The 22,571-nt window shown below is 47.0% G+C and carries 20 protein-coding genes and 1 riboswitch; of the genes, 11 read left to right on the forward strand and 9 right to left on the reverse strand.

The genetic code is table 11. The features are described 5' to 3' along the window. Window positions 1-31: 31 nt before the first annotated feature. Window positions 32-625, reverse strand: a complete 594-nt coding sequence (locus tag MKX36_RS02055) for a DUF5317 domain-containing protein (RefSeq protein ID WP_017427192.1) — start codon at window positions 623-625, stop codon at window positions 32-34. Between the two features lie 202 nt (window positions 626-827). Between MKX36_RS02055 and MKX36_RS02060 the strand changes: the two genes are divergently transcribed. The 5 genes from MKX36_RS02060 to nfsA all read left to right on the forward strand — a co-directional run bounded on the left by MKX36_RS02060 (window position 828) and on the right by nfsA (window position 6,382). Beyond that, entirely contained in the window at window positions 828-2,057 is a 1,230-nt protein-coding gene (locus MKX36_RS02060; protein WP_340864126.1) for a multidrug effflux MFS transporter, read from the forward strand. Window positions 2,058-2,170: 113 nt separating this feature from the next. Further along, on the forward strand, window positions 2,171-2,521 hold the full coding sequence (locus tag MKX36_RS02065) for a metal-sensitive transcriptional regulator (RefSeq protein WP_016818842.1): 351 nt from the start codon (window positions 2,171-2,173) through the stop codon (window positions 2,519-2,521). A gap of 55 nt (window positions 2,522-2,576) precedes the next feature. Next, window positions 2,577-2,777: a copper ion binding protein gene (locus tag MKX36_RS02070; RefSeq protein ID WP_016818841.1), complete on the forward strand. Its 201-nt coding sequence runs from the start codon at window positions 2,577-2,579 to the stop codon at window positions 2,775-2,777. Window positions 2,778-2,894: 117 nt separating this feature from the next. Further along, complete coding sequence (locus tag MKX36_RS02075) at window positions 2,895-5,351, forward strand: heavy metal translocating P-type ATPase (RefSeq protein ID WP_019685928.1); 2,457 nt, start codon at window positions 2,895-2,897, stop codon at window positions 5,349-5,351. A gap of 287 nt (window positions 5,352-5,638) precedes the next feature. Further along, entirely contained in the window at window positions 5,639-6,382 is a 744-nt protein-coding gene (gene nfsA / locus MKX36_RS02080; RefSeq protein ID WP_013369076.1) for an oxygen-insensitive NADPH nitroreductase, read from the forward strand. A 177-nt stretch (window positions 6,383-6,559) separates the two neighbouring features. Here the strand turns inward: nfsA and MKX36_RS02085 are convergent, their stop codons facing one another. The 5 genes from MKX36_RS02085 to MKX36_RS02105 form a co-directional block, all read right to left on the reverse strand. Beyond that, on the reverse strand, window positions 6,560-7,405 hold the full coding sequence (locus tag MKX36_RS02085) for a TatD family hydrolase (RefSeq protein WP_340864127.1): 846 nt from the start codon (window positions 7,403-7,405) through the stop codon (window positions 6,560-6,562). After that, window positions 7,398-8,351 carry an ABC transporter ATP-binding protein gene (locus MKX36_RS02090; RefSeq protein WP_340864128.1) on the reverse strand — a complete coding sequence of 318 codons (954 nt, stop codon included), beginning with the start codon at window positions 8,349-8,351 and terminating at the stop codon, window positions 7,398-7,400. Before MKX36_RS02090 ends, MKX36_RS02085 begins: the two co-directional genes overlap by 8 nt. Before the next feature lie 45 nt (window positions 8,352-8,396). Continuing rightward, entirely contained in the window at window positions 8,397-9,173 is a 777-nt protein-coding gene (locus MKX36_RS02095; protein WP_290403984.1) for an ABC transporter permease, read from the reverse strand. Continuing rightward, entirely contained in the window at window positions 9,170-9,463 is a 294-nt protein-coding gene (locus tag MKX36_RS02100) for an MTH1187 family thiamine-binding protein (protein ID WP_016818835.1), read from the reverse strand. Before MKX36_RS02100 ends, MKX36_RS02095 begins: the two co-directional genes overlap by 4 nt. A gap of 352 nt (window positions 9,464-9,815) precedes the next feature. Continuing rightward, window positions 9,816-10,859, reverse strand: a complete 1,044-nt coding sequence (locus tag MKX36_RS02105; RefSeq protein WP_123796678.1) for an ABC transporter substrate-binding protein — start codon at window positions 10,857-10,859, stop codon at window positions 9,816-9,818. A 195-nt stretch (window positions 10,860-11,054) separates the two neighbouring features. Next, window positions 11,055-11,164: riboswitch (TPP riboswitch) on the reverse strand. A gap of 269 nt (window positions 11,165-11,433) precedes the next feature. On the opposite strand from MKX36_RS02105, the gene MKX36_RS02110 reads away from it, so the two are divergent. From MKX36_RS02110 to MKX36_RS02120, 3 genes are all read left to right on the forward strand, one after another. Further along, window positions 11,434-11,868, forward strand: coding sequence for a pyridoxamine 5'-phosphate oxidase family protein (locus MKX36_RS02110; protein ID WP_016818833.1), 435 nt, complete (start codon window positions 11,434-11,436; stop codon window positions 11,866-11,868). Window positions 11,869-12,086: 218 nt separating this feature from the next. Continuing rightward, entirely contained in the window at window positions 12,087-14,189 is a 2,103-nt protein-coding gene (locus MKX36_RS02115) for a bifunctional 2',3'-cyclic-nucleotide 2'-phosphodiesterase/3'-nucleotidase (protein ID WP_340864129.1), read from the forward strand. Between the two features lie 274 nt (window positions 14,190-14,463). Then, window positions 14,464-15,525 (forward strand): EAL domain-containing protein, encoded by a 1,062-nt coding sequence (locus tag MKX36_RS02120; protein WP_257126595.1) that lies wholly within the window; start codon window positions 14,464-14,466, stop codon window positions 15,523-15,525. 150 nt (window positions 15,526-15,675) lie between these two features. On the opposite strand, the gene MKX36_RS02125 is transcribed toward MKX36_RS02120, so the two are convergent. Then, window positions 15,676-16,767, reverse strand: coding sequence for a hypothetical protein (locus tag MKX36_RS02125; RefSeq protein ID WP_340864130.1), 1,092 nt, complete (start codon window positions 16,765-16,767; stop codon window positions 15,676-15,678). 274 nt (window positions 16,768-17,041) lie between these two features. Here MKX36_RS02125 and MKX36_RS02130 point away from each other — a divergent pair, with 274 nt between their 5' ends. Beyond that, window positions 17,042-18,742, forward strand: a complete 1,701-nt coding sequence (locus MKX36_RS02130) for a glycoside hydrolase family 13 protein (RefSeq protein ID WP_045245248.1) — start codon at window positions 17,042-17,044, stop codon at window positions 18,740-18,742. A 71-nt stretch (window positions 18,743-18,813) separates the two neighbouring features. On the opposite strand, the gene MKX36_RS02135 is transcribed toward MKX36_RS02130, so the two are convergent. Together MKX36_RS02135 and pdaA are read right to left on the reverse strand one after the other, a co-directional pair. Continuing rightward, entirely contained in the window at window positions 18,814-19,581 is a 768-nt protein-coding gene (locus MKX36_RS02135; RefSeq protein ID WP_340864131.1) for an HAD family hydrolase, read from the reverse strand. Window positions 19,582-19,742: 161 nt separating this feature from the next. Next, window positions 19,743-20,540 carry a delta-lactam-biosynthetic de-N-acetylase gene (gene pdaA, locus MKX36_RS02140; RefSeq protein WP_045245249.1) on the reverse strand — a complete coding sequence of 266 codons (798 nt, stop codon included), beginning with the start codon at window positions 20,538-20,540 and terminating at the stop codon, window positions 19,743-19,745. 268 nt (window positions 20,541-20,808) lie between these two features. On the opposite strand from pdaA, the gene MKX36_RS02145 reads away from it, so the two are divergent. Both MKX36_RS02145 and MKX36_RS02150 read left to right on the forward strand, forming a co-directional pair. Next, entirely contained in the window at window positions 20,809-21,831 is a 1,023-nt protein-coding gene (locus MKX36_RS02145) for a methionine ABC transporter ATP-binding protein (protein WP_016818826.1), read from the forward strand. Continuing rightward, entirely contained in the window at window positions 21,828-22,493 is a 666-nt protein-coding gene (locus MKX36_RS02150; RefSeq protein ID WP_340864132.1) for a methionine ABC transporter permease, read from the forward strand. Before MKX36_RS02145 ends, MKX36_RS02150 begins: the two co-directional genes overlap by 4 nt. The last annotated feature ends 78 nt before the right edge of the window (window positions 22,494-22,571 follow it).

Consider the following 22,571-nt stretch of genomic DNA (forward strand, 5'->3'; position numbering starts at 1 on the left):
GTTCCCTCCCTTCCTTGGAATAAGCTCTGAACTAGGCATGGTGGGGGTTGGTTTCTTGTTGATTATCCTTATTTCTTTTTACGACCATCACATTTTGGATAAACAGGAACATCCCGAAGTTCATGACGACATCTCCAATACTAATCACCTGCGTGCGGGGATAGGGCTTGGAAAGGGGAATGATGTCACCAAGCAATGATAAACGTGTGCTCGCATCCATCATGTAATGTTTCGAGATGACACTGCCGGATTTAAGCATATCTGTATAATAGGGACCCAGTACTTCAGAAGCGCTCAGCGAGACCGGCATCCTGCCGCCATTCACTGCCATAACGATAAAATTCATCAACACGCCGATTAAAATAAGCTTGAATCCCTTATGATGTCTGTTCAACCAGAGAAATATCAATCCGACCACGTAGACTCCCATAAATAGATACCCATTAATGGCTGCCAGCCAAGCCCACTTTTCCTGAGCATAAAAAATAATGAATTGAACCACCAGCAGCAGGGGGAACATCCAACCGGCTATAAGGCGAATATGACTGAAACGGATCAGACCTTGCCGCCAGCCTCCTCTAAACAGGCCTACAATGAGACCCAGCAGCACTCCATCATAGACCATTATCATTCTCCAGATTCTACAATTTTTTTGTTTTGGTTACCGTGTAATTCGACCTGAAATTGGTAAATTCCTGCCTGATTTATAGCAATTTTGAAAAAAAATCGCGGATTAGCGTGTAATTATTCGAAGCTAGACGAAATGAATGATATCATAATATATCGAAGTTATTATTTATATTTTAGTGAAAAGGATGATTATTATCATGAATCGGTTATCCAATACGGTAATGGTTGCCGCAGATATGACCAAATCACGAATATTATGGATTGCCTTTGTTCTGGGTGCATTAAGTGCCTTTGGACCATTGTCCATAGATATGTATTTGCCGTCACTGCCTACATTAGCCGACAATTTGCATACGACTACTTCGCTGGCACAGCTTAGTCTGACAGCCTGTCTATTGGGGCTGGCCGTTGGTCAGATCGTTGCTGGTCCGCTTAGCGATGTGAGGGGGCGCAGAGGACCGCTGGTGATCTCGCTTATTCTGTACGCTGCGGCATCGTTGCTATGTGTGTTTGCGCCGAATATCGCTGTACTCATTGCGCTTCGCTTTATTCAAGGGCTTACGGGATCGGCGGGGATTGTGATTTCCAGAGCAGTGGCCCGTGATCTGTACTCGGGCAAAGAACTGACACGTTTTTTCTCACTGCTCATGCTGGTGAACGGCGTGGCTCCCATTGCTGCACCTGTGCTGGGCGGTGTCATTTTAAATTTTGTTTCCTGGCGCGGTGTATTCATGGTGCTGTGTGTAGTGGGTGTGGCCATGCTGATTGCCGTCGTATTGGGTCTGCCAGAAACGTTGCCAGCGAACCGCCGTTCATCCGGTGGCTTGAAGCAGACGTTAGGAACACTCGCTCATCTGTTTACGGATCGGCGCTTTATGGGGTATGCCCTCTCGCAGGCACTGATTACAGGGGCTATGTTCGCGTACATCGCTGGCTCGCCTTTCGTGCTTCAGGATATTTTCGGGGTTTCTCCCCAGACGTATAGCATCATTTTTGCGGTGAATGGTTTGGGTATTGTACTGTTTTCCCAGTTGACGGGTAGACTCGTGGGTCGATTTAGCGAACGACAGTTGCTCTTGTCAGGTCTGATAATTGCGGCTGTAGCCGGGATCAGCTTGCTTACCGTAGCTTTTACCGGAGGCCAATTGTTAGCTGTATTAATTCCGATGTTTTTTGTCGTATCCTGCGTAGGTATTGTGAGTACAACGACGACTTCACTGGCCATGCAGAGTCAGCAACGTTCGGCAGGCAGTGCGTCCGCCATGCTTGGCTTGCTGCCTCTATTGCTGGGCTCCATCGCTTCACCGTTGGTAGGCTTGGGTAGTGGAACAACCCCCGTACCGATGGCGGTTGTTATTGCTATAGCTGAGCTTGGTGCGCTGTTAAGCTTTGTTGTACTTGCCAAGGAAGCACGCTCAAAAGTGTGAAACAAGGCAAAATGGTGACATTTTTCAGGAATGTTGACATACCCCATGGGGGTATATTATGATGGGGATATATTAAATGCATGAGTGCATTACACCACACAGGAGGCTGATGTATGGCTGAGGAGCAACCTGTTTCCCACACTGAAGTCCACGGGACTCATTGTGGAACAGATGGGGAGAAGACAGTTAGAAAAAGTCATCATTCGGCGGAATTCAAGAACAGCCTTGTATCCCGGTTAAACCGTATTGAAGGGCAGGTACGCGGGATTAAGGGCTTGATTGAGAAGGACACTTACTGTGACGATGTGCTGAACCAGATTGCGGCTGTTCAGTCGGCACTGAATGGTGTCGGCAAGCTACTGCTGGAAGGGCATATGAAAAGCTGTGTCATTGAGCGCATGCAGGCAGGAGAGCAGGAAGTGATTGATGAGCTGCTGGTTACGGTTAAGAAGCTAATCCGTTAAAAGTAGCAGATATACACATTATGGGTATGGACGTACCCTTGAGGAGGAAACGAAAATGGCACAAGTTACATTGAACGTAGAAGGCATGAGCTGCAATCATTGCGTGAAAGCCGTAGAAGGAGCTTTGGAAAAAGTAGGCGCTACCGGCAAGGTCAACCTCGAAACGAAACAAGTAAGTGTAGAATATGACGAATCCAAGCTGAGTGTTGAAGCGCTGAAAACAGCCATTGAAGACCAAGGCTATGATGTTGTTTAAGATTAAGATGCTGTATGATGCGTGAACAGATTTGTTCGAAGAAGAAGCTTCCTTGTAAGGAGCTTTTTCTTTTTGAACACAATATACCCCACTGGGGTATGTAGAAGGAGGACTACCATGGAAAACCGTGCGACCGACGGTGATAAGCATACAACACTTCATATTACGGGGATGTCCTGCGCAGCCTGCGCAAGCCGTATTGAAAAAGGTTTAAACCGAATAGACGGAGTGGCGCAGGCTAATGTGAATTTGGCATTGGAGCAGGCGTCTATATCCTATGACCCCAAGCAGGTGGAAATCCCTGAATTCCGCGATAAAATTGCTTCTCTTGGTTTTGGAACTGTGAGTGAAGAAGCCAATTTGAATGTGACGGGCATGACTTGCGCAGCCTGTGCAGCTCGAATTGAAAAAGGATTAAACCGAATACCAGGCGTAACAGGTGCTACGGTTAATTTGGCGATGGAAACAGCTCATGTGGAATATTCTGCTGGGAGTACTACGGTTAGTGATCTGGTAAGCAAGATTGAACAGCTGGGCTACGGAGCGATCCCACAGAGTGCTGAGGACAATATTGCGGATGTTCGCAGTAAGGATATCCAACGTAAAAAATGGAAGTGGATAATATCGGCAGTGCTGTCGCTTCCGTTATTGTGGGCGATGGTGGCTCATTTTTCCTTTACCTCATGGATTTATGTACCGGAACTGTTCTTGAATCCATGGTTTCAACTTGTACTGACAACACCCATTCAGTTCATCATTGGATGGCAGTTTTATGTGGGCGCGTATAAAGCGCTTCGCAACGGCAGTTCGAATATGGATGTGTTAGTTGCACTGGGTACGTCTGCGGCTTATTTTTACAGCTTGTACCTTACCCTGCGTCCGTCTGATGTCATGGAGGGAATGGCGGGAATGCCTGTCATGACCATGCCAGAGCTGTATTACGAGACAAGCGCGGTACTCATTACGCTTATTCTGGTCGGTAAATGGTTCGAAGCGGTAGCCAAAGGACGTTCGTCTGAGGCGATCAAGAGCTTGATGAACCTACAGGCGACAACGGCACGTGTGGTACGTGATGGACAAGAGCTAGATATACCGATTGAACAAGTGCGTGTGAAGGATATCTTTATTGTGCGTCCAGGGGAGAAAATTCCCGTCGATGGTGTAGTCGTGGATGGGCGTTCGGCAGTGGATGAATCCATGTTAAGTGGCGAGAGTCTTCCGGTTGAAAAAGGAGAGGGTTCCCCAGTCACAGGAGCCACGCTCAATAAAAACGGAGTACTTCGTATCCAGGCTGAGCGTGTGGGTGGTGATACGGCGTTGGCCCGTATTATTAAGGTCGTGGAAGATGCGCAAAACTCCAAGGCCCCGATTCAGCGGATTGCGGATCAAATCTCGGGTATCTTTGTTCCCATCGTAGTTGCTATTGCCGTGATGACGTTTCTCGTCTGGTTTTTCCTTGTGACACCGTCTGATTTTGCAGGATCATTGGAGAAAATGATTGCAGTTCTCGTCATTGCTTGTCCTTGTGCGCTCGGATTGGCTACCCCAACGTCCATTATGGCAGGATCGGGACGTGCCGCTGAGTACGGTATTTTGTTCAAGGGCGGCGAGCATTTGGAAATGACCCGTTCCGTCAACGCAGTGATTTTGGATAAGACAGGTACGGTTACGAACGGCAAGCCAGAGCTAACGGATGTTATGGTTGGCGCAAGCAGCCTGGCTGAAACGGATTTGCTGCGATTGCTCGGTGCGGCAGAAAAAAGCTCGGAGCATCCGCTGGCAGAAGCTATTGTAAAAGGGATTGCTGATCGAGGTATTGAGCTAGTGAGTCCGACGGATTTTGAAAATATTCCGGGTTATGGTGTGAAGGCCTCTGTGGAAGGCAAGCAGGTATTGGTGGGCACACGCCGGTTAATGAGCAGGGAAGGCATCGCGATTGATGACTCAACCGAGCAGCAAATGAATGAACTGGAAGGCGCAGGGAAAACGGCGATGCTTGTCGCTGTGGACGGTTCCTATGCCGGATTAGTGGCCGTCGCGGATACAATTAAAGAAACGTCACGAGAAGCTGTTGCCCGTCTGCGGGCGATGAACATTGAAGTCATCATGATTACGGGTGACAATGAAAGGACGGCGCGGGCCGTTGCCGCCCAGGCGGGAATTGAACGGGTGCTGGCGGAAGTGTTGCCTGAAGGAAAGGCCGAAGAGGTAAAACGACTTCAGGAACAGGGCAAGATCGTAGCCATGGTCGGGGACGGTATTAACGATGCGCCGGCGCTGGCTACAGCTCATATAGGGATGGCAATGGGTACGGGTACGGATGTGGCCATGGAGGCTGCCGATATTACGCTCATGCGTGGTAACCTAAATAGCATTCCGGACGCGATCGAAATGAGCCGGCGGACCATGACAAACATACGGCAAAATCTGTTCTGGGCGCTCGGTTATAACGTGATCGGCATTCCGATTGCTGCTTTGGGCTTTCTTGCTCCATGGTTGGCGGGAGCGGCCATGGCATTCAGCTCTGTTTCGGTCGTGCTGAATGCGCTGCGTCTCCAGCGCGTGAAGCTGTAAATGTTTTGATGTATTAGGCAGACGCATACTGCTGGATATTTGTAGCGAGATCATTTTGTAATTAGAGCAAGTACGCACAATTTTAGCTTTGTGCGTACTTGCTTTTTTGCTAAGTTTTTCATTTGTGTAATCCATGGTGCCATCTTTCATCGCGTCAGGTTGCTTATCATTGGCGAAAGTTTCATAATATTTGTAGGAGTGCCATGCAAGTATGCAAGAACCTTTTCGTGTACTCACAGCTTGAAGCAGATAAAGAGCTTATATTATGGATTAGGAGTGAAGCCGTCATGAATGATACGATTTCCTTGTTGATGAACCACCGGTCTGTGCGAAAATTCAAGTCAGACCCCATTACCGACGAGCAGCTCGCAGCTATTGTGGCAGCTGGCCAAATGGCATCCTCGTCCAGCAATGTGCAGGCATATACCGTTATTGCCGTTACCGAGCCTTCCTTAAAAACAAAACTGGCCGAGTTGGCAGGAGGGCAGGCTTATGTTGAGCAATGCCCTACATTTCTGGTGTGGTGCGCAGACCTGTATCGTTTGAAGCAGGTGACGATTCATCATCAGCCAGGCCAGCCTTCCTACGAAGGGTCCGTCGAAAATTATACGGTTGCAACCATTGATGCCGCGTTAGCTGCACAAAATGCAGCGGTGGCCGCTGAATCACTCGGCTTGGGCATCGTTTACATCGGGGGCATTCGTACTAAAATAGCAGAGGTATCCGAGTTGTTAGGGTTACCAGAGCTGGTATATCCAGTGTTTGGTATGTGCATTGGTGTACCGGATCAGGAAACGGGCTTGCGTCCACGACTTCCACTGTCCGGTGTTTTGCATATGAACGGTTACGATAAAAATCAGACGATGAAAGCTGTAGAGGTATACGACCATACATCAGCTGAATATCTGAAGGAACGTACGGGCGGTCAACGCTCTACACCTTGGTCTGAGCAAATGGCGACGAGATTGACCGAGCCAGCGCGTTTGCAGTTGAAGCCATTTTTGGAACAGAAGGGTTTCTTGAAGCAATAAAGTGGAGCAACGTCAAAAAACGTTGCTATGGATGAGCCGCATTTTAAGCAACACGTGTATGTAAAATTACAAGAACCTCCTTAATTACGCATGATAAAGTTTCGCGTATATAAGGAGGTTCTTTGCTTTGACTACAAGTTATGGTTGTGAGCCTTTTAGTAAATAGCTGATATGCCTTTATGAATTAGACAGGGAGTAGAAGCGGCTCGTATTATCATAAAACAATTGACGGACAGTAGCTTCATCTTGACCGGTCAGCTTGCTATACGCGCGAATGACCTCGGCAGTCATCCGTGGATGTGTCTGCTGTCCGGTAAAAGGGCCCTCGAATGGCCATGGACCGTCTGTCTCTGCCATGACCTGATCAGACGGATACTGTCTTGCCAAACTGCGGATTTCTTCTTCGTACAGGAGATCCGGTGTGAAGGACACATAATAGCCATTACGGGCCATACGTTCGGTCGTGGCGGCAGAGCCCTTGAACCAGTGAAAATGCGCCTGCGTAACGCCGTGACGTTCCAACAGGTCGCAGGCAATGTCTGCATCTTCATAAACGGCGTGCAGCACGATGGGTTTGCTATGCTTGCTTGCAAACTGGATAAAACGCTCCAGTAGCACTATATAGGGAGCGAGGTCAAAAGCATCTCCGCTGCGTGAGACTTCCAGCCGATTGTAATAGGGCAAGCCGACTTCACCCACCGCGACCATCTGCTGTACATGTTCGTCCATCCAGTGGAACAACAGGTCAAGCTCGGCTTGTGATGGCAGAGCCTGTTCTGGATGAAAGCCGAAGGCTGGACGTACTAGCCTGGGCCAACGCTCAGCCAGGCGCAAGTTGGCTTGACTGGAGGCTAGATGCATGGACACAGCTATGATGGCTTCTACATGGTTGTCGACAAGCGAAGCGAGCAATAGCTCCTGTTGTTCAGGTGGGTAACTGTCTACATGAATGTGTGCGTCGATTAAGGGAACAGTTGCTGCGACGTTCAATCTCAATGCAGAGTGCACATTCCAATCATTCATAATGGTTTACCCCGCCGTCAGAGGTGTTTTTACGGACACTTTCAGCGGTGTCCATATCGCCGTCCAGTTTGTGCTTTTCCTCACGCATCCAGCCAGTCATTGTCCGCTTCCATTCCATAAAGCGTGGATCGAGGGTGATTTCTTCCCTACGCGGGCGAGGAAAAGGAACGTCTACGACATGCATCACTGAAGCAGGTCGCGCCGACAGCACATAAATGCGGTCGGAGAGCAACAGCGCTTCTTCGATGCTGTGGGTAATGAACAGCACAGAGCGGCGGTTCTTCTCCCACATCCGCAATAACCATTGCTGCATGTCTGCACGTGTCAGCGCATCGAGTGCGCTGAACGGCTCATCCAGCAGCATTAATTCCTGCGGGCTAAGCAGGGCGCGGAGAAAGGCCGCACGTTGCTGCATGCCACCAGATAGCGTATGCGGATACGCCTTTGCGAACTTGCCCAGCCCAACCTGCTCAAGCCATTGCAAGGCTTCTTTGCGCCGTTCACGTTCGCTGACGTATCGGGACTCTGCTGCTGCATCCTTTCGCGGTGCGTTTTCCTGCCCGAGCAGTATGTTGTCCAGCGTGGTGCGCCACGGGAAAAGGGCGGGCTGCTGCGGCATATAGCTAATATGACCGCGTTCACCAGTCACGTCCTGTCCATGCATACGAATACGTCCCTGCTGCGGCTTGAGCAGCCCGCCGATGATGTGAAACAGCGTACTTTTGCCACTGCCTGACGGACCAATGAGGGAGACAAATTCGCCTGGCTTAACGGTAAGGGATACATCCTGTAGTACAGGCAGTGAGCTTCGCTTTTCCCGGAAGGCGAGGCTGATCCCGTCCAATTCCAAAGCAGGAGGAGCAGGTGCCATTGCCTGCGGTTCTCCGGCTTGTTGCTGTTCATCAGCCACAGGTGGTGATGTCAAGTCCGTCGGATGCAGACTCATATGTGCCACGTCCTTTCATTAATGCTTTAATGCAATATGTGGAGGCTATTCTTGATCGGGTTTCCAGCGCACCAACCATTTCTCCAGTAGTAGAATAACGACAAACATCAGTAAGCTGAGTGTAACAATAATCCCGATAGCGGCAAAAATGAGATCCGTACGATAGGCAGATTTTTGCAGCAACATATAATATCCAATTCCTTCACTGGCCCCAATCCATTCGGCAATAATCGCGCCCATCACACTGTAGGTAGCAGCGATTTTAACGCCAGAGAAGACTTGTGGCAGGGAGTGTGGCAGCTCCAGCTTCATAAAAATAGCCCTGCGGCTTGCACCCGACATCCGCATGTAGTTCATCATCATACGGTCTGTCCGTGTCAGCCCGTCCATGGCTGCTACAGCCACGGGAAAAAAGCATACTAATGTAATGACCATAAGCTTGGGCAGCACGCCAAAACCGAACCATACCATGAGCAACGGACCGAGGGCAATGATCGGAATGTTTTGGCTAAGGATCAGGAGCGGGTACAGAGCAGATTTGAGAAAAGGAATCGTATGGAGAACGATGGCGATCAGCAGTCCTGTTGCTGTCCCTATAGCAAATCCCGCAAGCGTCAGGCGAATCGTAGCCCATGTATGGGCACCAAGCAACGCCGACTGCGCCATACCCTCTTGTACGATTAGGGATGGAGCTGGCAGCAGCCAGGATTCAATATGTAAATAGGAAACCGCTCCCTGCCAAGCGGCTAAAAAGAAGAGGACCGCCACAAGGGGCGGCCATACGCTTTTCCACCAGGATGCGTTCTTGCCTTTCGGATTCATGGGCGATACTTCTCGGTCAGCTTGTTCATGCTGATGCCCTGTGGGTTATGTGCAATTTTGATCTGTGAAATGACGCTGGGACTTCCAGCTTCCGTCAAAGCCTCGTGCATTTCTTTAACCACTTTCAGCAACTCGTCGAGCTCGCCCTCCATGGTCGTATCCAATGGATTCACCTGATGTTTGACACCGGAACGCTGGATGACCTCAATCGCCTTGTCTACATAGGGGTAAGAGTCTTCGTTATTAGGTGTTTTAGGGATTACTTGAATGCTGAGAAGTGTATTAGCCATGTGAATTTCACCTGTCCTTTATTGTTTAAGTTATTAGGAAAATAAATTGGTTTAAGGCGGGGAGACCGCTTCGCGTTTCATTTGATCTTACGATCGCTGTTGCCATGGGATTCTTTGAATTAAATTTTAAAGGTAAGAATCCCCCTGAGCGTATGCTTCCGAAGCTAGCTTTCCTAAAGAAAGCTTCAGGCGAACGCTTCGCTTCTCCAGATTCAAATGAACCGCTCCGCTACTAACCGCCTTAAAAGCACTTTAGTTTTTTGATAGGTTGTGTGGCATTTTTACACACAAAGCGCGTAGTGGCGCTTCGTTCTTCTCTAGTCCAGTCTTATTTAGCGTTTTAACAAAATGATCAACGCTTGGGCAAGAAGTCGTTTGTGAAGGCCTTATCGACTTCCAAAGGTTTGCTGAGCAGCTTGCGTTCATACATCCAATCCGAGTAGTTTTGCCATACCTCTGCTTTTTGTAAACCCCATTGCGTGGCATCGTCCTGATAACGCGGGCTTAGCCATTTTTGGCTAGCAAGTACCAGTTTTTTGTCCAGCTCTGGCACAGCTTTAGTTAAGATATTCGCCGCTTCTTCTGGATGGGCGATAGTGTATTCATAGCCTTGTGCAGTAGCGTCCATGAACGCTTTGACTAGGTCAGGATCGTTTTTTATCGTCTGTTCATTGCTCACAATTACAGGTGTATAGTAATCGAGACTTTTGGAATAATCTTTTACATACAGCATATCCAAGGGCTCGCCTCGAAGCTCGGCCTCAATCCCGGTCCATGCGTAGAAAATCCAGGCAAAGTCAATATCCCGCTTCACGGCTGTAAAATAGTCTGCATTGCCCATATTGACGATTTTCACTTTGCTCACATCACCTTGGTCTGAATCCATAATGGATTTCATGACCGCTTCTTCTACAGGAGAACCCCAGCCGCCGTAGCTTTTACCCTCGAAATCTTTCGGGCTTTTAATTCCGCGGTCTACCGGAGCTGCGAAGCCAGAGGTGTTATGCTGAATCACCGCAGCGATGGATACGAGCGGTACGCCTTGGATGCGAGCCTGAGTGACGCCTTCTTGATAGCTGATACCAAAAGGTGCAGCATTCGAAGCAACCATTTGGTCGGCTCCTCCTGAACCAGGTTGAACGATTTGGACATTTAAGCCTGCTTTTTCGTAAAATCCTTTGTCCTTGGCGACATAGAGTCCCGTGTGATTCGTATTGGGTGTCCAGTCGAGCACGACTTTAACATCTTTGAGCCCCTTTGCTGAGGTAGACGTTGAAGTGTCGGCAGCAGGAACCTCCTTTTGAGATGTAGGGGGATTGCCGCCGCAAGCGGTCAGAGTCATAGCCATGAGCCACAGACTGATCAGACCCAGGCTTAACATTTTCATGCGCTTCATCGTTGTGTTCTCTCCTTTTTAATTACCCGTTATCCGTCCAATCAGACAGTTTATATTCCCCATTTTCACAAAAATCACATCTGCCGGAAGCAATCTTTCCAACAACTTTATCTTCAACAAAAAAAGCGTCCCGAGATTCCGGGACGCTTGCGCTTGTATATACCAAAGTAAGGGATGTCCTGTTTTAATAAAAGGCACATCTTGCTTAAGCATTCCTACGCTGGCATTACCCAGATCAGGTTGTAAGGGTCAGTGTCTTGGGACACACTCTCAGCCGGCCGATTCCAGCACCCCTGGCATTGTATGGTTTAATGGGTTCGTTTATTCGGGTTTACTACGACGATTATATGCCTTGAAAGCGGGTCTGTCCAGCTTTGAGGAAGCGCTCACGGTTCATTTGTCGAACGACAGGGTACACTTTTACTGTGAGCTTCGATCTGAAAATGAACATGAATCATTCAGATCTGTTCTGGTCATGTTATTTTCAGAACAGCTACACTGTATGTTTAGGAGAGCTGGTGCCAAGTGGCATAGCCCTATAGAATTCTAATTCGTAAAAAGGAGTTGTTGTACTGTGGGTAAAACGGAGACACTGGATCGCAGTCAGCTGGAACAAGCCATTGTGAAGGCTTTGGATAACAACAAATTTTGCTCGTTAGGTACGGTTGAGGGCGGAAAACCGAAAGTACGCTATATGGCCCTTTTTAACGATGGAATGAACATTCATCTGGCGACGGATCGCAAAACACATAAAGTGGATGAGCTAAAGGACAATCCGAATGCTTATCTGCTGCTGGGCTATGAAGTGGGTGGCACGAAGGAAGTCTTGGAAGTGGAGGCTACCGTCCAGATTACAGCTGATGAGGGGTTACGCAAACAAGTGTGGAATGATTCTCTGAAAAAATGGTTTTCCGGACCAGATGATCCCGATTATGTCATCTTAGACGTCAATCCGACTCGTATTGAGTACGTGGGTCAACAAACGGAGCGCCAGGTGTGGACGAAATAGAAACAATATAAACGGACAAGCCAGTAAATTTCCAACTTTTTCAGGAGATTTACTGGCTTTTTTTATACGCAAAATAATTATTTTTTCATAAATATTTTAAGCAAATGACTACTCTTTTGTCTGGCGTTGGATTAAAATAGGAATGGTGGGTTCAAAGCTTACATATATGTGCAAAAGTATGTATATGAGGCATACACCTTAATGAGGAGGGGTATATTTTGTTATTTCGTAAAAATTGGTTTAGAGGGTTTACAGCAGCAGTTGTAGCTTGTAGCCTACTGGTGTTTTCAGCCGCTCCATCCTGGGCAGCTAGCAATTCTCGCGATAGCGCTACGGTGAATTTGCGGATCATGGAGACAACGGATATTCATGGAGCGCTCATGAATTATGATTATTATTCGGACAAAGAAACCAACGAATATGGCTTGATTAGGACAGCAAGCTTGATCCAACAAGCGCGTAGTGAAACAAGAAACAGCATGCTGTTCGATAACGGTGATTTGCTGCAGGGCAATCCATTAGACGATTATATGGCCCGCAACAAAACCTTTGAGAAAGAAGGCGGTGTTCATCCGGTCTATAAGATGATGAACTTGATGGACTATGATGCGGCTACTGTCGGCAACCACGAATTTAACTATGGTCTCGACTTTCTGGACAAATCGCTCAAGGGTGCTGATTTTCCTTACGTAAATGCGAACGTTTATGTTGATAAAGGGGGGCAAGCTACTAAAAATTATCTTACCCCTTATCAGATTCTTGATAAAACAGTAACGGATGAGAAGGGCGAAGAGCATACACTCAGAGTGGGTGTCATCGGTCTAGTAACACCTCAAATTATGCAGTGGGATGAAGCTAATTTGAAGGATAAGGTCGTTACAAAGGATATCGTGGAAACAGCCAAAAAGTTTATTCCACAAATGAAAACAGAAGGTGCTGACATTATTGTTGTGCTTGCACATACAGGCTATGAGGATGTGCCGCAAACACCAATGATGGAGAATGCCGTTAAGTATTTGAGCCAGGTGGACGGAATTAACGCGATTCTGTTTGGGCATGCTCATAAATCTTTCCCTGGCCCTGATTTTAAAGATATGAAGGGTGTAGATCTGGATAGAGGAACCATTAATGGCGTGCCGGCCGTGGAAGCTTCTTCATGGGGTAAGGATCTGGGGATTATTGACCTGAGCCTGGAAAAGAAGAAAGACGAGTGGAACGTAATCAACTCTCAGTCTCAAGTGCGTCCAGTTGTGAGTACTACCAATCAGTCTGTGCAGTTTACTCCTGAATTTAAACTGATTGATGCGATCAAAGAAGAGCATCAAGGAACGCTGGATTATGTTCGTCAACCTGTCGGAACAACGACTGCACCGATTACCAGCTATTTTGCATTAGTACAGGATGACCCGTCCATTCAAATTGTGACAAATGCACAGAAATGGTATGTTCAAAACCATCTTAAAGGAACCGAATACGAAAATCTCCCCGTATTATCGGCAGGCGCTCCATTCAAAGCCGGTGGTCGCAACGGTGCCGAGTATTATACCAACATTCCTGAAGGTACAATAGCGATTAAAAACGTGTCCGATCTGTATGTGTACCCGAACACGGTTCATGCTGTAGAAGTTACTGGTGCTGAAATTCAGGAGTGGCTGGAGTGGTCTGCGGGTCAGTTCAACCGCATTGATCCTAGCAAAACTGAGGAACAATCGCTGATCAACAAAGATTTCCCAACCTACAATTTTGATGTGATTGACGGTGTGAATTACCAGATTGATGTAACTCAGCCTGCACGATATGATGCCAAGGGAACTATTATTGATTCTTCAGCCCATCGTATCAAGGATCTGCAATACAACGGGAAGGCTATTGATCCTGCACAGAAATTTATTGTTGCGACCAATAACTATCGTGCTTCCTCCTCCAAACTGGCCAACCCAGATGGCAAACGTATTGTGATGGCAGCACCAGATGAAAGTCGCCAAGTCGTTGTTGATTATATCCGTACGAACGGAACGATTAATCCGTCAGCGGACGGCAACTGGTCTATTGCTCCTTTTGGTCAGGCCAAGGTTACCTTTGAGTCCTCTCCTGATGCCAAAGACGTGCTGGCCGGAAATCAACAAATTTCATACTTGAGCAGCGCGGCAGACGGGTTTGCCAAATACAGCTTGAAAGCTGGCGCTAAGCCTAGTGCAGCAACGACCTCTGTGAAGGAAGCTGCGGCACCTGCGAAAGCAACCGCGAAGCCAGCTGTCAAAACGACTAAACCTGCGGCTGCAAAACCGGCTAAAACAACGAAGCCAAAGGCGTCCAAGTAACTTGGGATTTTAGTCTCCACTCCATAACAGAATGAAGCAGTAAGTCTCTTTAAACAAGAGATTTGCTGCTTTTTTTGATGCCCAATACAATAGTACCGTGTTTATTATGAGTGTAAAAAAGGCTTTGTTTTTGTCGAATATGTACTTAAGTCCTAAGTTGTTGTTCGGAATAAGCTTATTTTTTGTCAAAACACGTAATTATATAGTACTTTTGTTCTAATTGTTTGTGATATAATGGTGAAAAAACCGGGAAATTGTTCCGAGGAGGACCATTATGACTTGCAGCAATTGCAGCATCATATTACCTATTAAGGATCAAGGATTGCTGAAAATTAGGCATTCTAGGGTGTCGCTTACTCCAGAATTAGAGGGCTTGGGTATGCTATCGGAACAAATGAAACCAGAATATTGGTGTGAGGATAACATCGTGTTTCGCTACGACAGCCGTTCACAGTTGGAACAGCTAGTTAACGGACTGGCTCGTCTGCCGCAGGAGTGTTTGGACCGAATACAAGTTGTGGTGACTGGTTTGCAACATGTTGAGGGATTTGAGGACTGGCTTTTATTTAGTCAATTGCAAGCTCGACTGCAACATCCGGATCTGGTGAGTATTATTAAGAATCAAAACTTTACCAGCCATATGCAGCCTATTGTTGACTACAAGCTGAATATCATCGGCTTTGAGTTTTTGCTGCGTCCATCACAGCCCGATAAGTCTTTTCAGCCTTTCCGATTGTTTGAAGTTGCTCGTGAAGCTGGCTTGCATGCTCATTTGGATCGCTCGGCTCGTATTTCCGCCATTGAAAAAAGTGCGACATGCCTTCCGATGGGAATTAAACGATTTATTAATTTTCTCCCTTCAACCATTTATAATCCGGCTTATTGCTTGAATCATACCTTTGAGACAATTGATCGGCTATCCATGAATACGGAGGATTTTGTGTTTGAGGTTGTAGAGACGGAAGAAATAGACGACCTGAATTTTTTGCATCAAATCTTTGAACAATATCGTACACGGGGAGTTTCGGTGGCACTGGACGATGTAGGGGCAGGCTATTCTACGACAGAGCTTATGAATTGCCTCCAGCCCGATTATGTTAAAATTGACCGCAGTATAATTGATGGCTGTCACAGTAACAGTGATCAAAAACGCCAAATTACTGGGATAGTGGAATCCGCTTTTCGTTTTGGTGGTCAGGTGTTGGCTGAAGGTGTAGAGCAAATGGAGGATTTTGAATTTTGTCGTGATGCAGGTGTGTCGCTAGCTCAGGGTTATTTGTTTGGTAAGCCGGAGCCTACTCCACCATCCAATTTTATACTTAGTAGAGTAGTGTAATCTGAAATAGCGTATTCTATAAAGAAATCGACACAAATAACCCGATGATCTATGGTCACCGGGTTATTTGATTTTTTAGAACAATTACATCTTAATTATATTCTTTGCCACTATTGAGGCGACCCATGTGCCCATCTAATGTTATTACGATTATAGTGTGATCACGTATAGACCCAGCGGAGTAGTCGCGCTACCTGCAACCATGAAGCTAAGAGAATAGCTCGACTGGCCAGGCGGGACGCGGATGTCAGTCAGTCGGCATACCTTGGTATTATCTTGTAGCAAGGGGATACCGTATACATGACCATCTACGCGTACAGACCCGGCGAATGCACCTCCACGTGGATTAGCGTAGATTCGTACGGTACGTACCTCACTACTGTGATTAACGATAGGAATGGTTGCGTTATATATTGTTCCGAATTGTCCGCGATTATCAAGCGCAGGCCCCAGCTCGCTGCGTTCCCCTGTAAACAGTAGATCGGTAGGAGTTTCGCCGTTCAGTTTCTTAGTGGCACATGCTCGGTAGTTGGCGCTTTCTCCTACTACATACTCCGGCATACGCGCATTTGTTTCAGAAAAGGACCATACGCCCCGTGGATGCGCCTGTGGAGGGGGTACAGGAGGGAGCGCATCCTCATGAATCTCGCGCAGATCAGTCTGCGTATCTTTGCTGACTACGGTGCGAATCACATAGTCCAGCGTACCGTGGCCTTCGGCATATTCTACCGTGAGGTCATAGACGAATCCGGCCAGTGATCCTTCGGGTAGCTCAAATTCCTCCAGCAAGGCGGTGCCTCTGCCGAATTTGTGACGGTCTACTGGCTTCAGACGTTTCATCGTACCCGCCAAACAGCTTTTGGCAATAGATTGCCCGACATCAATAATCCAGTTGCCATCCTCAGGTACAATCTCCAGGGCACGTTCAATATGGCGTACTTCCAGGCGGGCCGTGCTTTTATTCTCTATGGTGATCCCCAGTTTAACAGAGCTGCCGATTTTGTTATAATGCCAGCCGAAAATTCGGTGCTTGACTGTCCGGGTGGTGGTGTGAACCACATCATGCCACAAAGTGGCTTGCTCGGTAGGTACCGTCACGTGGGTAAGCGTCTCCGGGTTATCACTAAGCATCAGGCGGCGTGTTCCCCCCTCAGTGGCTGACTCCACATCCACATGGATGTTGGGCGGGATCACAGCTGACTCCACAATTAAATCCTTTGGCTCCTTGGGTCGAAGGTTCATATCAATTCCTCCCTAAATTCAAGAATGGCACCGCTTTTGGTTCAAGTATATGGGTAGTTCATAAATATAGGTAACGCCAAGTCCATGTATACAACCTGTTTTTCAAAAAAAATAAATTAAAAAAAATATATCGTAAGCTATAGGAGCTCTGCTTGTGTACCTAAGCAAGTTTACAAGTCCCTCATTTCCCTACACCGACGATTCGCATACAGGTATTGCGTGTATGTTAAGAGCATAAGCTATTGGATGTACAGAGAAGATACAGGAGGGAAACATGCCTAAAAAAATATGGTGGAAGGAAGCTGTTGTTTATCAGATATACCCGATCAGTTTTCAGGATTCTGACGGAGACGGAAAAGGGGACCTGCGCGGCATTTTGTCTCGGCTGGATTATCTGTCTGAGCTGGGTATTGATGTGATCTGGATTTGCCCGATATATAAGTCGCCCAATCACGATAACGGATATGATATTAGCGATTATTATGCCATTATGGATGAGTTTGGAACGATGGAGGATTTTGATGAACTCCTTCATCAGGCGCATGAACGAGGTATCAAAATTATGATGGATTTGGTATTAAACCATACGTCGGATGAGCACCCGTGGTTCACGGAGTCACGCTCGTCCAAGGATAATCCGAAGCGGGACTATTACATATGGCGAACAGGCAAAAATGGCGGATATCCGAACAACTGGGAATCGTATTTCTCCGGTTCTGTATGGAAATATGACAAGCTTACAGACGAATATTACATGCATCTATATTCCGAGCATCAGCCGGATCTGAACTGGGAAAATGAAGAGATGGTGGGTGAACTCTATCGTATGGTGGAATGGTGGTTAAAAAAGGGAGTCGATGGCTTCCGCTTTGACGCTATTGCCCATATTGTCAAAGCCGAAGGACTGCCGGATGCGCATAATCCTGACAAACAAACCTTGGTGCGTGCCTATCAGCTCTTTTCCAACCTTGAACAGGTACATGTACTTCTACGGATGCTGAACGAAAAGGTACTGGAGCGTTATCCCTTAATGACGGTTGGTGAAACGTCCGGTTTAGGGCCAGAGCAGGCACTGGATTATGTGGGAGATCAGCGGCATGAGCTGAATATGGTGTTCCAGTTTGAGCACATGTTTATTGATGCCCAAGGGTTAGGAACGGAAAAATGGAAGTACAAGTCGTGGACGCTGGTGGAACTGAAAAAAATAATGAGTAGTTGGCAGACGGTGCTTCATCAGGAAGGATGGAATGCCAATTATCTTAATAATCACGACCAACCGCGGGCTCTTTCTCGATTTGGGAATGATGGGCAATACCGTGTGGAATCCGCCAAAATGCTGGCAACCTTCACACATATGCTTGAGGGTACGCCTTATATTTATCAGGGTGAAGAGATTGGGATGACGAATATTGCCTTCCCTTCGATTGATGATTACCGGGACGTAGAAACATTGAATTATTATGAGCAGCAACGAAAGATCGGTGAGCCGGAGGAGCAGATTATGGCCGCGATCTGGCGAAAAAGTCGGGATAATGCACGCACTCCCATGCAGTGGAATGCCGGACCTGCAGCCGGATTTACCGATGGAGAGCCGTGGATGAAAATTAATGATAACTACACGCACATTAATGCAGAGGCGGAAAGAAATAATCCGAACTCGATTTATCACTATTATCGCAAGTTGATTGCTCTGCGCAAACAACATGAGGTCATAGTCTATGGCGAATACAAGCTGTTGTTGCCACTTGATACAGAACTGTATGTATTTGCGCGCATGCTGGGACAAGAGCGTTTGCTAGTCATTCTGAATTTTTTTGACCGTGATCCAGTGTTCCACTGGCCCGACGGTGAGGAGTTTCCTATCGCCAAGGCGGGGCTGCTTCTCTCCAACTATGAACCGGTAAAAGGAGAAAATTTGCACGCTTTGAAGCTGCGCCCTTACGAAGCTAGAGTGTATAAGTTAACCTTAAAATAAATGTTCGTTATCCTTAAGATGATAAAAGAAGGGGAGGCTCATAGAGGAGCCTCCCCTTCCTTAGCGTTGGACTAAAAAGTTACTGTTTCAGCCAATTCACGGATTTTGGCGATAATCCGTTCTTCTTGATTTTCCCCCTCATTAGGGATAGATTCAGTCGCGTAGGCAGCCAGTTCAGCATGATGATGAATCATGACGGCATGGTGTGCCTCTTTGAACATTGGAATATCATTCGCATCATTACCAAAGGCGATAAATTGACGAGGCTGCACACCTAGCTTCTGAAGCGCGTTCCATTTATGGATATTCTGTGGGCTAATGTCCAGTACCTGTTCATTGCGGTGTTGATGAATGACCACACCCAGCGGTAGAAGCTTAGCAGCCAAGCCTTCCATATCGTCAGCAGTTAAAATGAGTATTTTTACAATAGATTTCAGGGCCGCCAAAGGCAGCTTTTGCGCCAACTTGCTAACATCCACATTGCTGAGTATGGGATGATCAGCTGGGCCTGTATACGCATAATCCCACTCACTGTCAATCAAGTAGGTAGCTTGGTGTTCCTCCAGCAGTGGGAGCAGAGCATTCTGTACTTCCGGAAGAAAGGACTCTACGTATTTTACACTGCCATTTTGGGAGATCATTGAGCCGTTACCGCCAATCAGGGTATAGTTGTGAAAGCGTTCAGGAAGTACAGGCAGCATGTCGCGGATTGGTCGTGCCGAGGCAAAAATGACTTCATGTCCCGCTTGAGTTAACTGTTCCAAACAGCCTGCAATCTTATCCGACACACACTGCCCCTTGAAGCAGATCGTCCCATCCAAATCAAATACAAAGTGCATAATAGATGTACCTCCAAAAAAGTGCTCTCCAAATCGTTTCTTACGTCATTATATCCATGACCTTCCTTATTCGTAAACTTAAAAGCCCGATTCACACTGTCTGCTAGAGCAGATGTGGATCGGGCTGATGACGGTATTAAGTCATTAAGTTAGAGCTATTTTTAGTGATAATGCTTAACTTTAAGGTCATCCAGGCTTTTGAACTCATATCCTTGCTTACGAGCCTCGTCAATGATCGAGCCAAGTGCCTCGGCATTATCCTTGGATACGGAATGGAGTAAAATGACCGCTCCAGGGTGGAGCTGCTGCATGACTTGGCGATAGGCATAGTCCGTTCCTCGCTGAATATTCGTGTCCCAATCCTTGTAGGCTACCGACCAGAACACACTCGTATATCCGGCTTCTCGACAGGATGCCAATGCTTTTTCATTAAAAATGCCGCGTGGTGGCCGGACATATTTCATTTCCTTTTGCCCGGTCAGCTCTGCAGATGCAGTTCGTACCCGATCCAGCTCAGATCGAATCTCTGCCGAAGAGATGGTGCTCATATCAGGATGGCTCCATGAATGGTTTCCGATGATATGGCCTTCACTCGCCATGCGGCGCATCAAATCTGGTTGGTCTTTTACAAAATGCCCAGTAACAAAGAAGGCGGCCGGAACCTTTTTCGCTTTCAATACATCCAGTACCTTGGGGGTATATCCATTTTCGTAACCGTTGTCGAAAGTAAGAAATAATTCTTTCTTAGTCGTATCCCCCAAAAAGATGCCGCCTTGTCTTTCAATCAGGTGCATAAAGCCTTCTTGTGCGATGGAGGGCAGCTCGCCTCCCTTGCTTTTTTTAAACCCAAAATGATACGCTTGTCCGTCCACAGCTTGGGTAGCTGATGCCGATTCTCCTATAACTGTGGACATTCCCATCATTGCAATGCATAGCCACAAGGTCAATATTCGCTTCATCTATGTTCCTCCGCTTCCGCCCCGGTTCGGGTAAGATGTGTATACTTCGGCATATTCCATACCATCTGCAATATCATGTTCATTTATGCAAAGAAAGAAATGCTTGCACCAAACTTAAAACACATATTGACATCAATATAAAATCGAAGTAGTATACTCTATAAAACTTACTAAAATACTCGGATTTAATTCGAGTATTCATGCCATAGGAAAGAAATCAACTCAGAGAGATCTTACATACTTGATGGAGCGGAAGGAGTTAGGAGCTATGATTGAACTTAGGAATGTATCCAAAACCTATGTAAGAAAAGGCTTAAGCATTCAAGCGTTAAAGAATATAAATATCACAGTAGATAAAGGAGATATCTTTGGTTTTATCGGATTTAGTGGTGCAGGGAAAAGTACGCTTATCCGTTTGGTCAATCGTCTGGAGAAAGTAACGACTGGTGAGGTTCTTGTCGAAGGGGAGAGCTTAAATGCCTATTCGACCTCCGGGCTGCGAAAAGTAAGGAAAAAGATCGGAATGATTTTTCAGCATTTTAATCTGCTGGAATCGAAAACAGTATTCGAAAACATTGCCATTCCATTGGTGTTGCTCAAGCGCAACAAGCGGGAAATTGAGAGGCGTGTAACAGAGTTGCTGGCATTCACAGGATTATCGGATAAGGCAAATAGCTATCCCAGCGAGCTTTCCGGCGGGCAAAAGCAGCGTGTCGGGATTGCGCGGGCGCTTGCGAGCAACCCGTCCATTTTGCTCTGTGATGAGGCAACCTCGGCACTTGATCCGCAGACCACGCAGTCTATTCTTGATTTGCTTCGCAAAATCAACAAGGAATACAAGATCACCATCTTGATCATTACCCATGAAATGTCGGTGATTCAGCGGATTTGCAATAAGGTGGCCGTCATGGAAAAGGGAGAAATCATTGAGCAGGGCAACGTGCTGGAGGTATTCGGACAGCCGAAGCATCCAACGACGCAAAGCTTTGTACGCACAGTTATTCACGATCAAGTGCCGGATAGTGTGCTGCAAACGTTCGAGCAGCAAGAGTCGCAACGCATCTACAAGCTGGAATTTATCGGACAGGCAGCTTCCGACCCAGTGGTTCATGAATTGATTCGGAAGCACGATATCCATGTGAACATTTTGTTTGCCAACATGACGGAGATTCAAGAAACGACGATTGGCTATATGACACTTCAATTGCGCGGTGAGCAGCATGCCGTTCAGCAGGCTGTTGATTTTATCAAGAGCAAAGGGGTTCATATTCAGGAGGTGGAAAGTCTATGATGATTACAGGAACCACGATAACTTGGGATCAACTGTGGGAAGCTTTGTATGAATCTATACTTATGGTCAGCATATCATTATTTATTGGTGCTCTGATTGGTATCCCTATCGGTATTTTACTCGTCGTCACCCGTTCAGGCGGAATTTTGGAGAACAAATGGCTGTACAGTATTTTAAATCCGATCATTAACATTGTTCGTTCCTTACCGTTTATTATATTGCTAATCGCGATCATTCCGTTAACCCGTCTGATTGTGCATACATCCATTGGGACCAGTGCGGCAATTGTCCCCTTAATTATTTATATAGCACCCTATATCGGTAGGCTGGTCGAAAATTCGCTGTTGGAGGTCAATCCGGGGATATTGGAGGCAGCAGATGCGATGGGAGCGACTCCGTTTCAGGTCATTCGATACTTTTTGCTGCCCGAGGCATTCAGTTCTCTGATTTTGTCGTTAACGACAGCCGCCATTGGACTGATTGGTGCAACGGCTATGGCTGGTGCGGTCGGCGGCGGCGGCATTGGCGATCTGGCGATAGCGTATGGCTATCAACGTTTTGATACGCTGGTTATACTCATAACCGTTGTCATTCTAGTCGTGTTTGTACAAGGGGTTCAATCCTTGGGCAACCTGCTCTCCCGCAAAGCACGCAGGGGTTAATGAACAAAACGGATATTCAACATATGTAGTTGGCATGTTAGGTTCTAGCATTATTCCATTATCCAAGAGCATCCTCGC

It is taken from the genome of Paenibacillus sp. FSL W8-0439 (genome assembly GCF_038008995.1).
GTDB classification, from domain to species: Bacteria; Bacillota; Bacilli; order Paenibacillales; family Paenibacillaceae; genus Paenibacillus; species Paenibacillus polymyxa.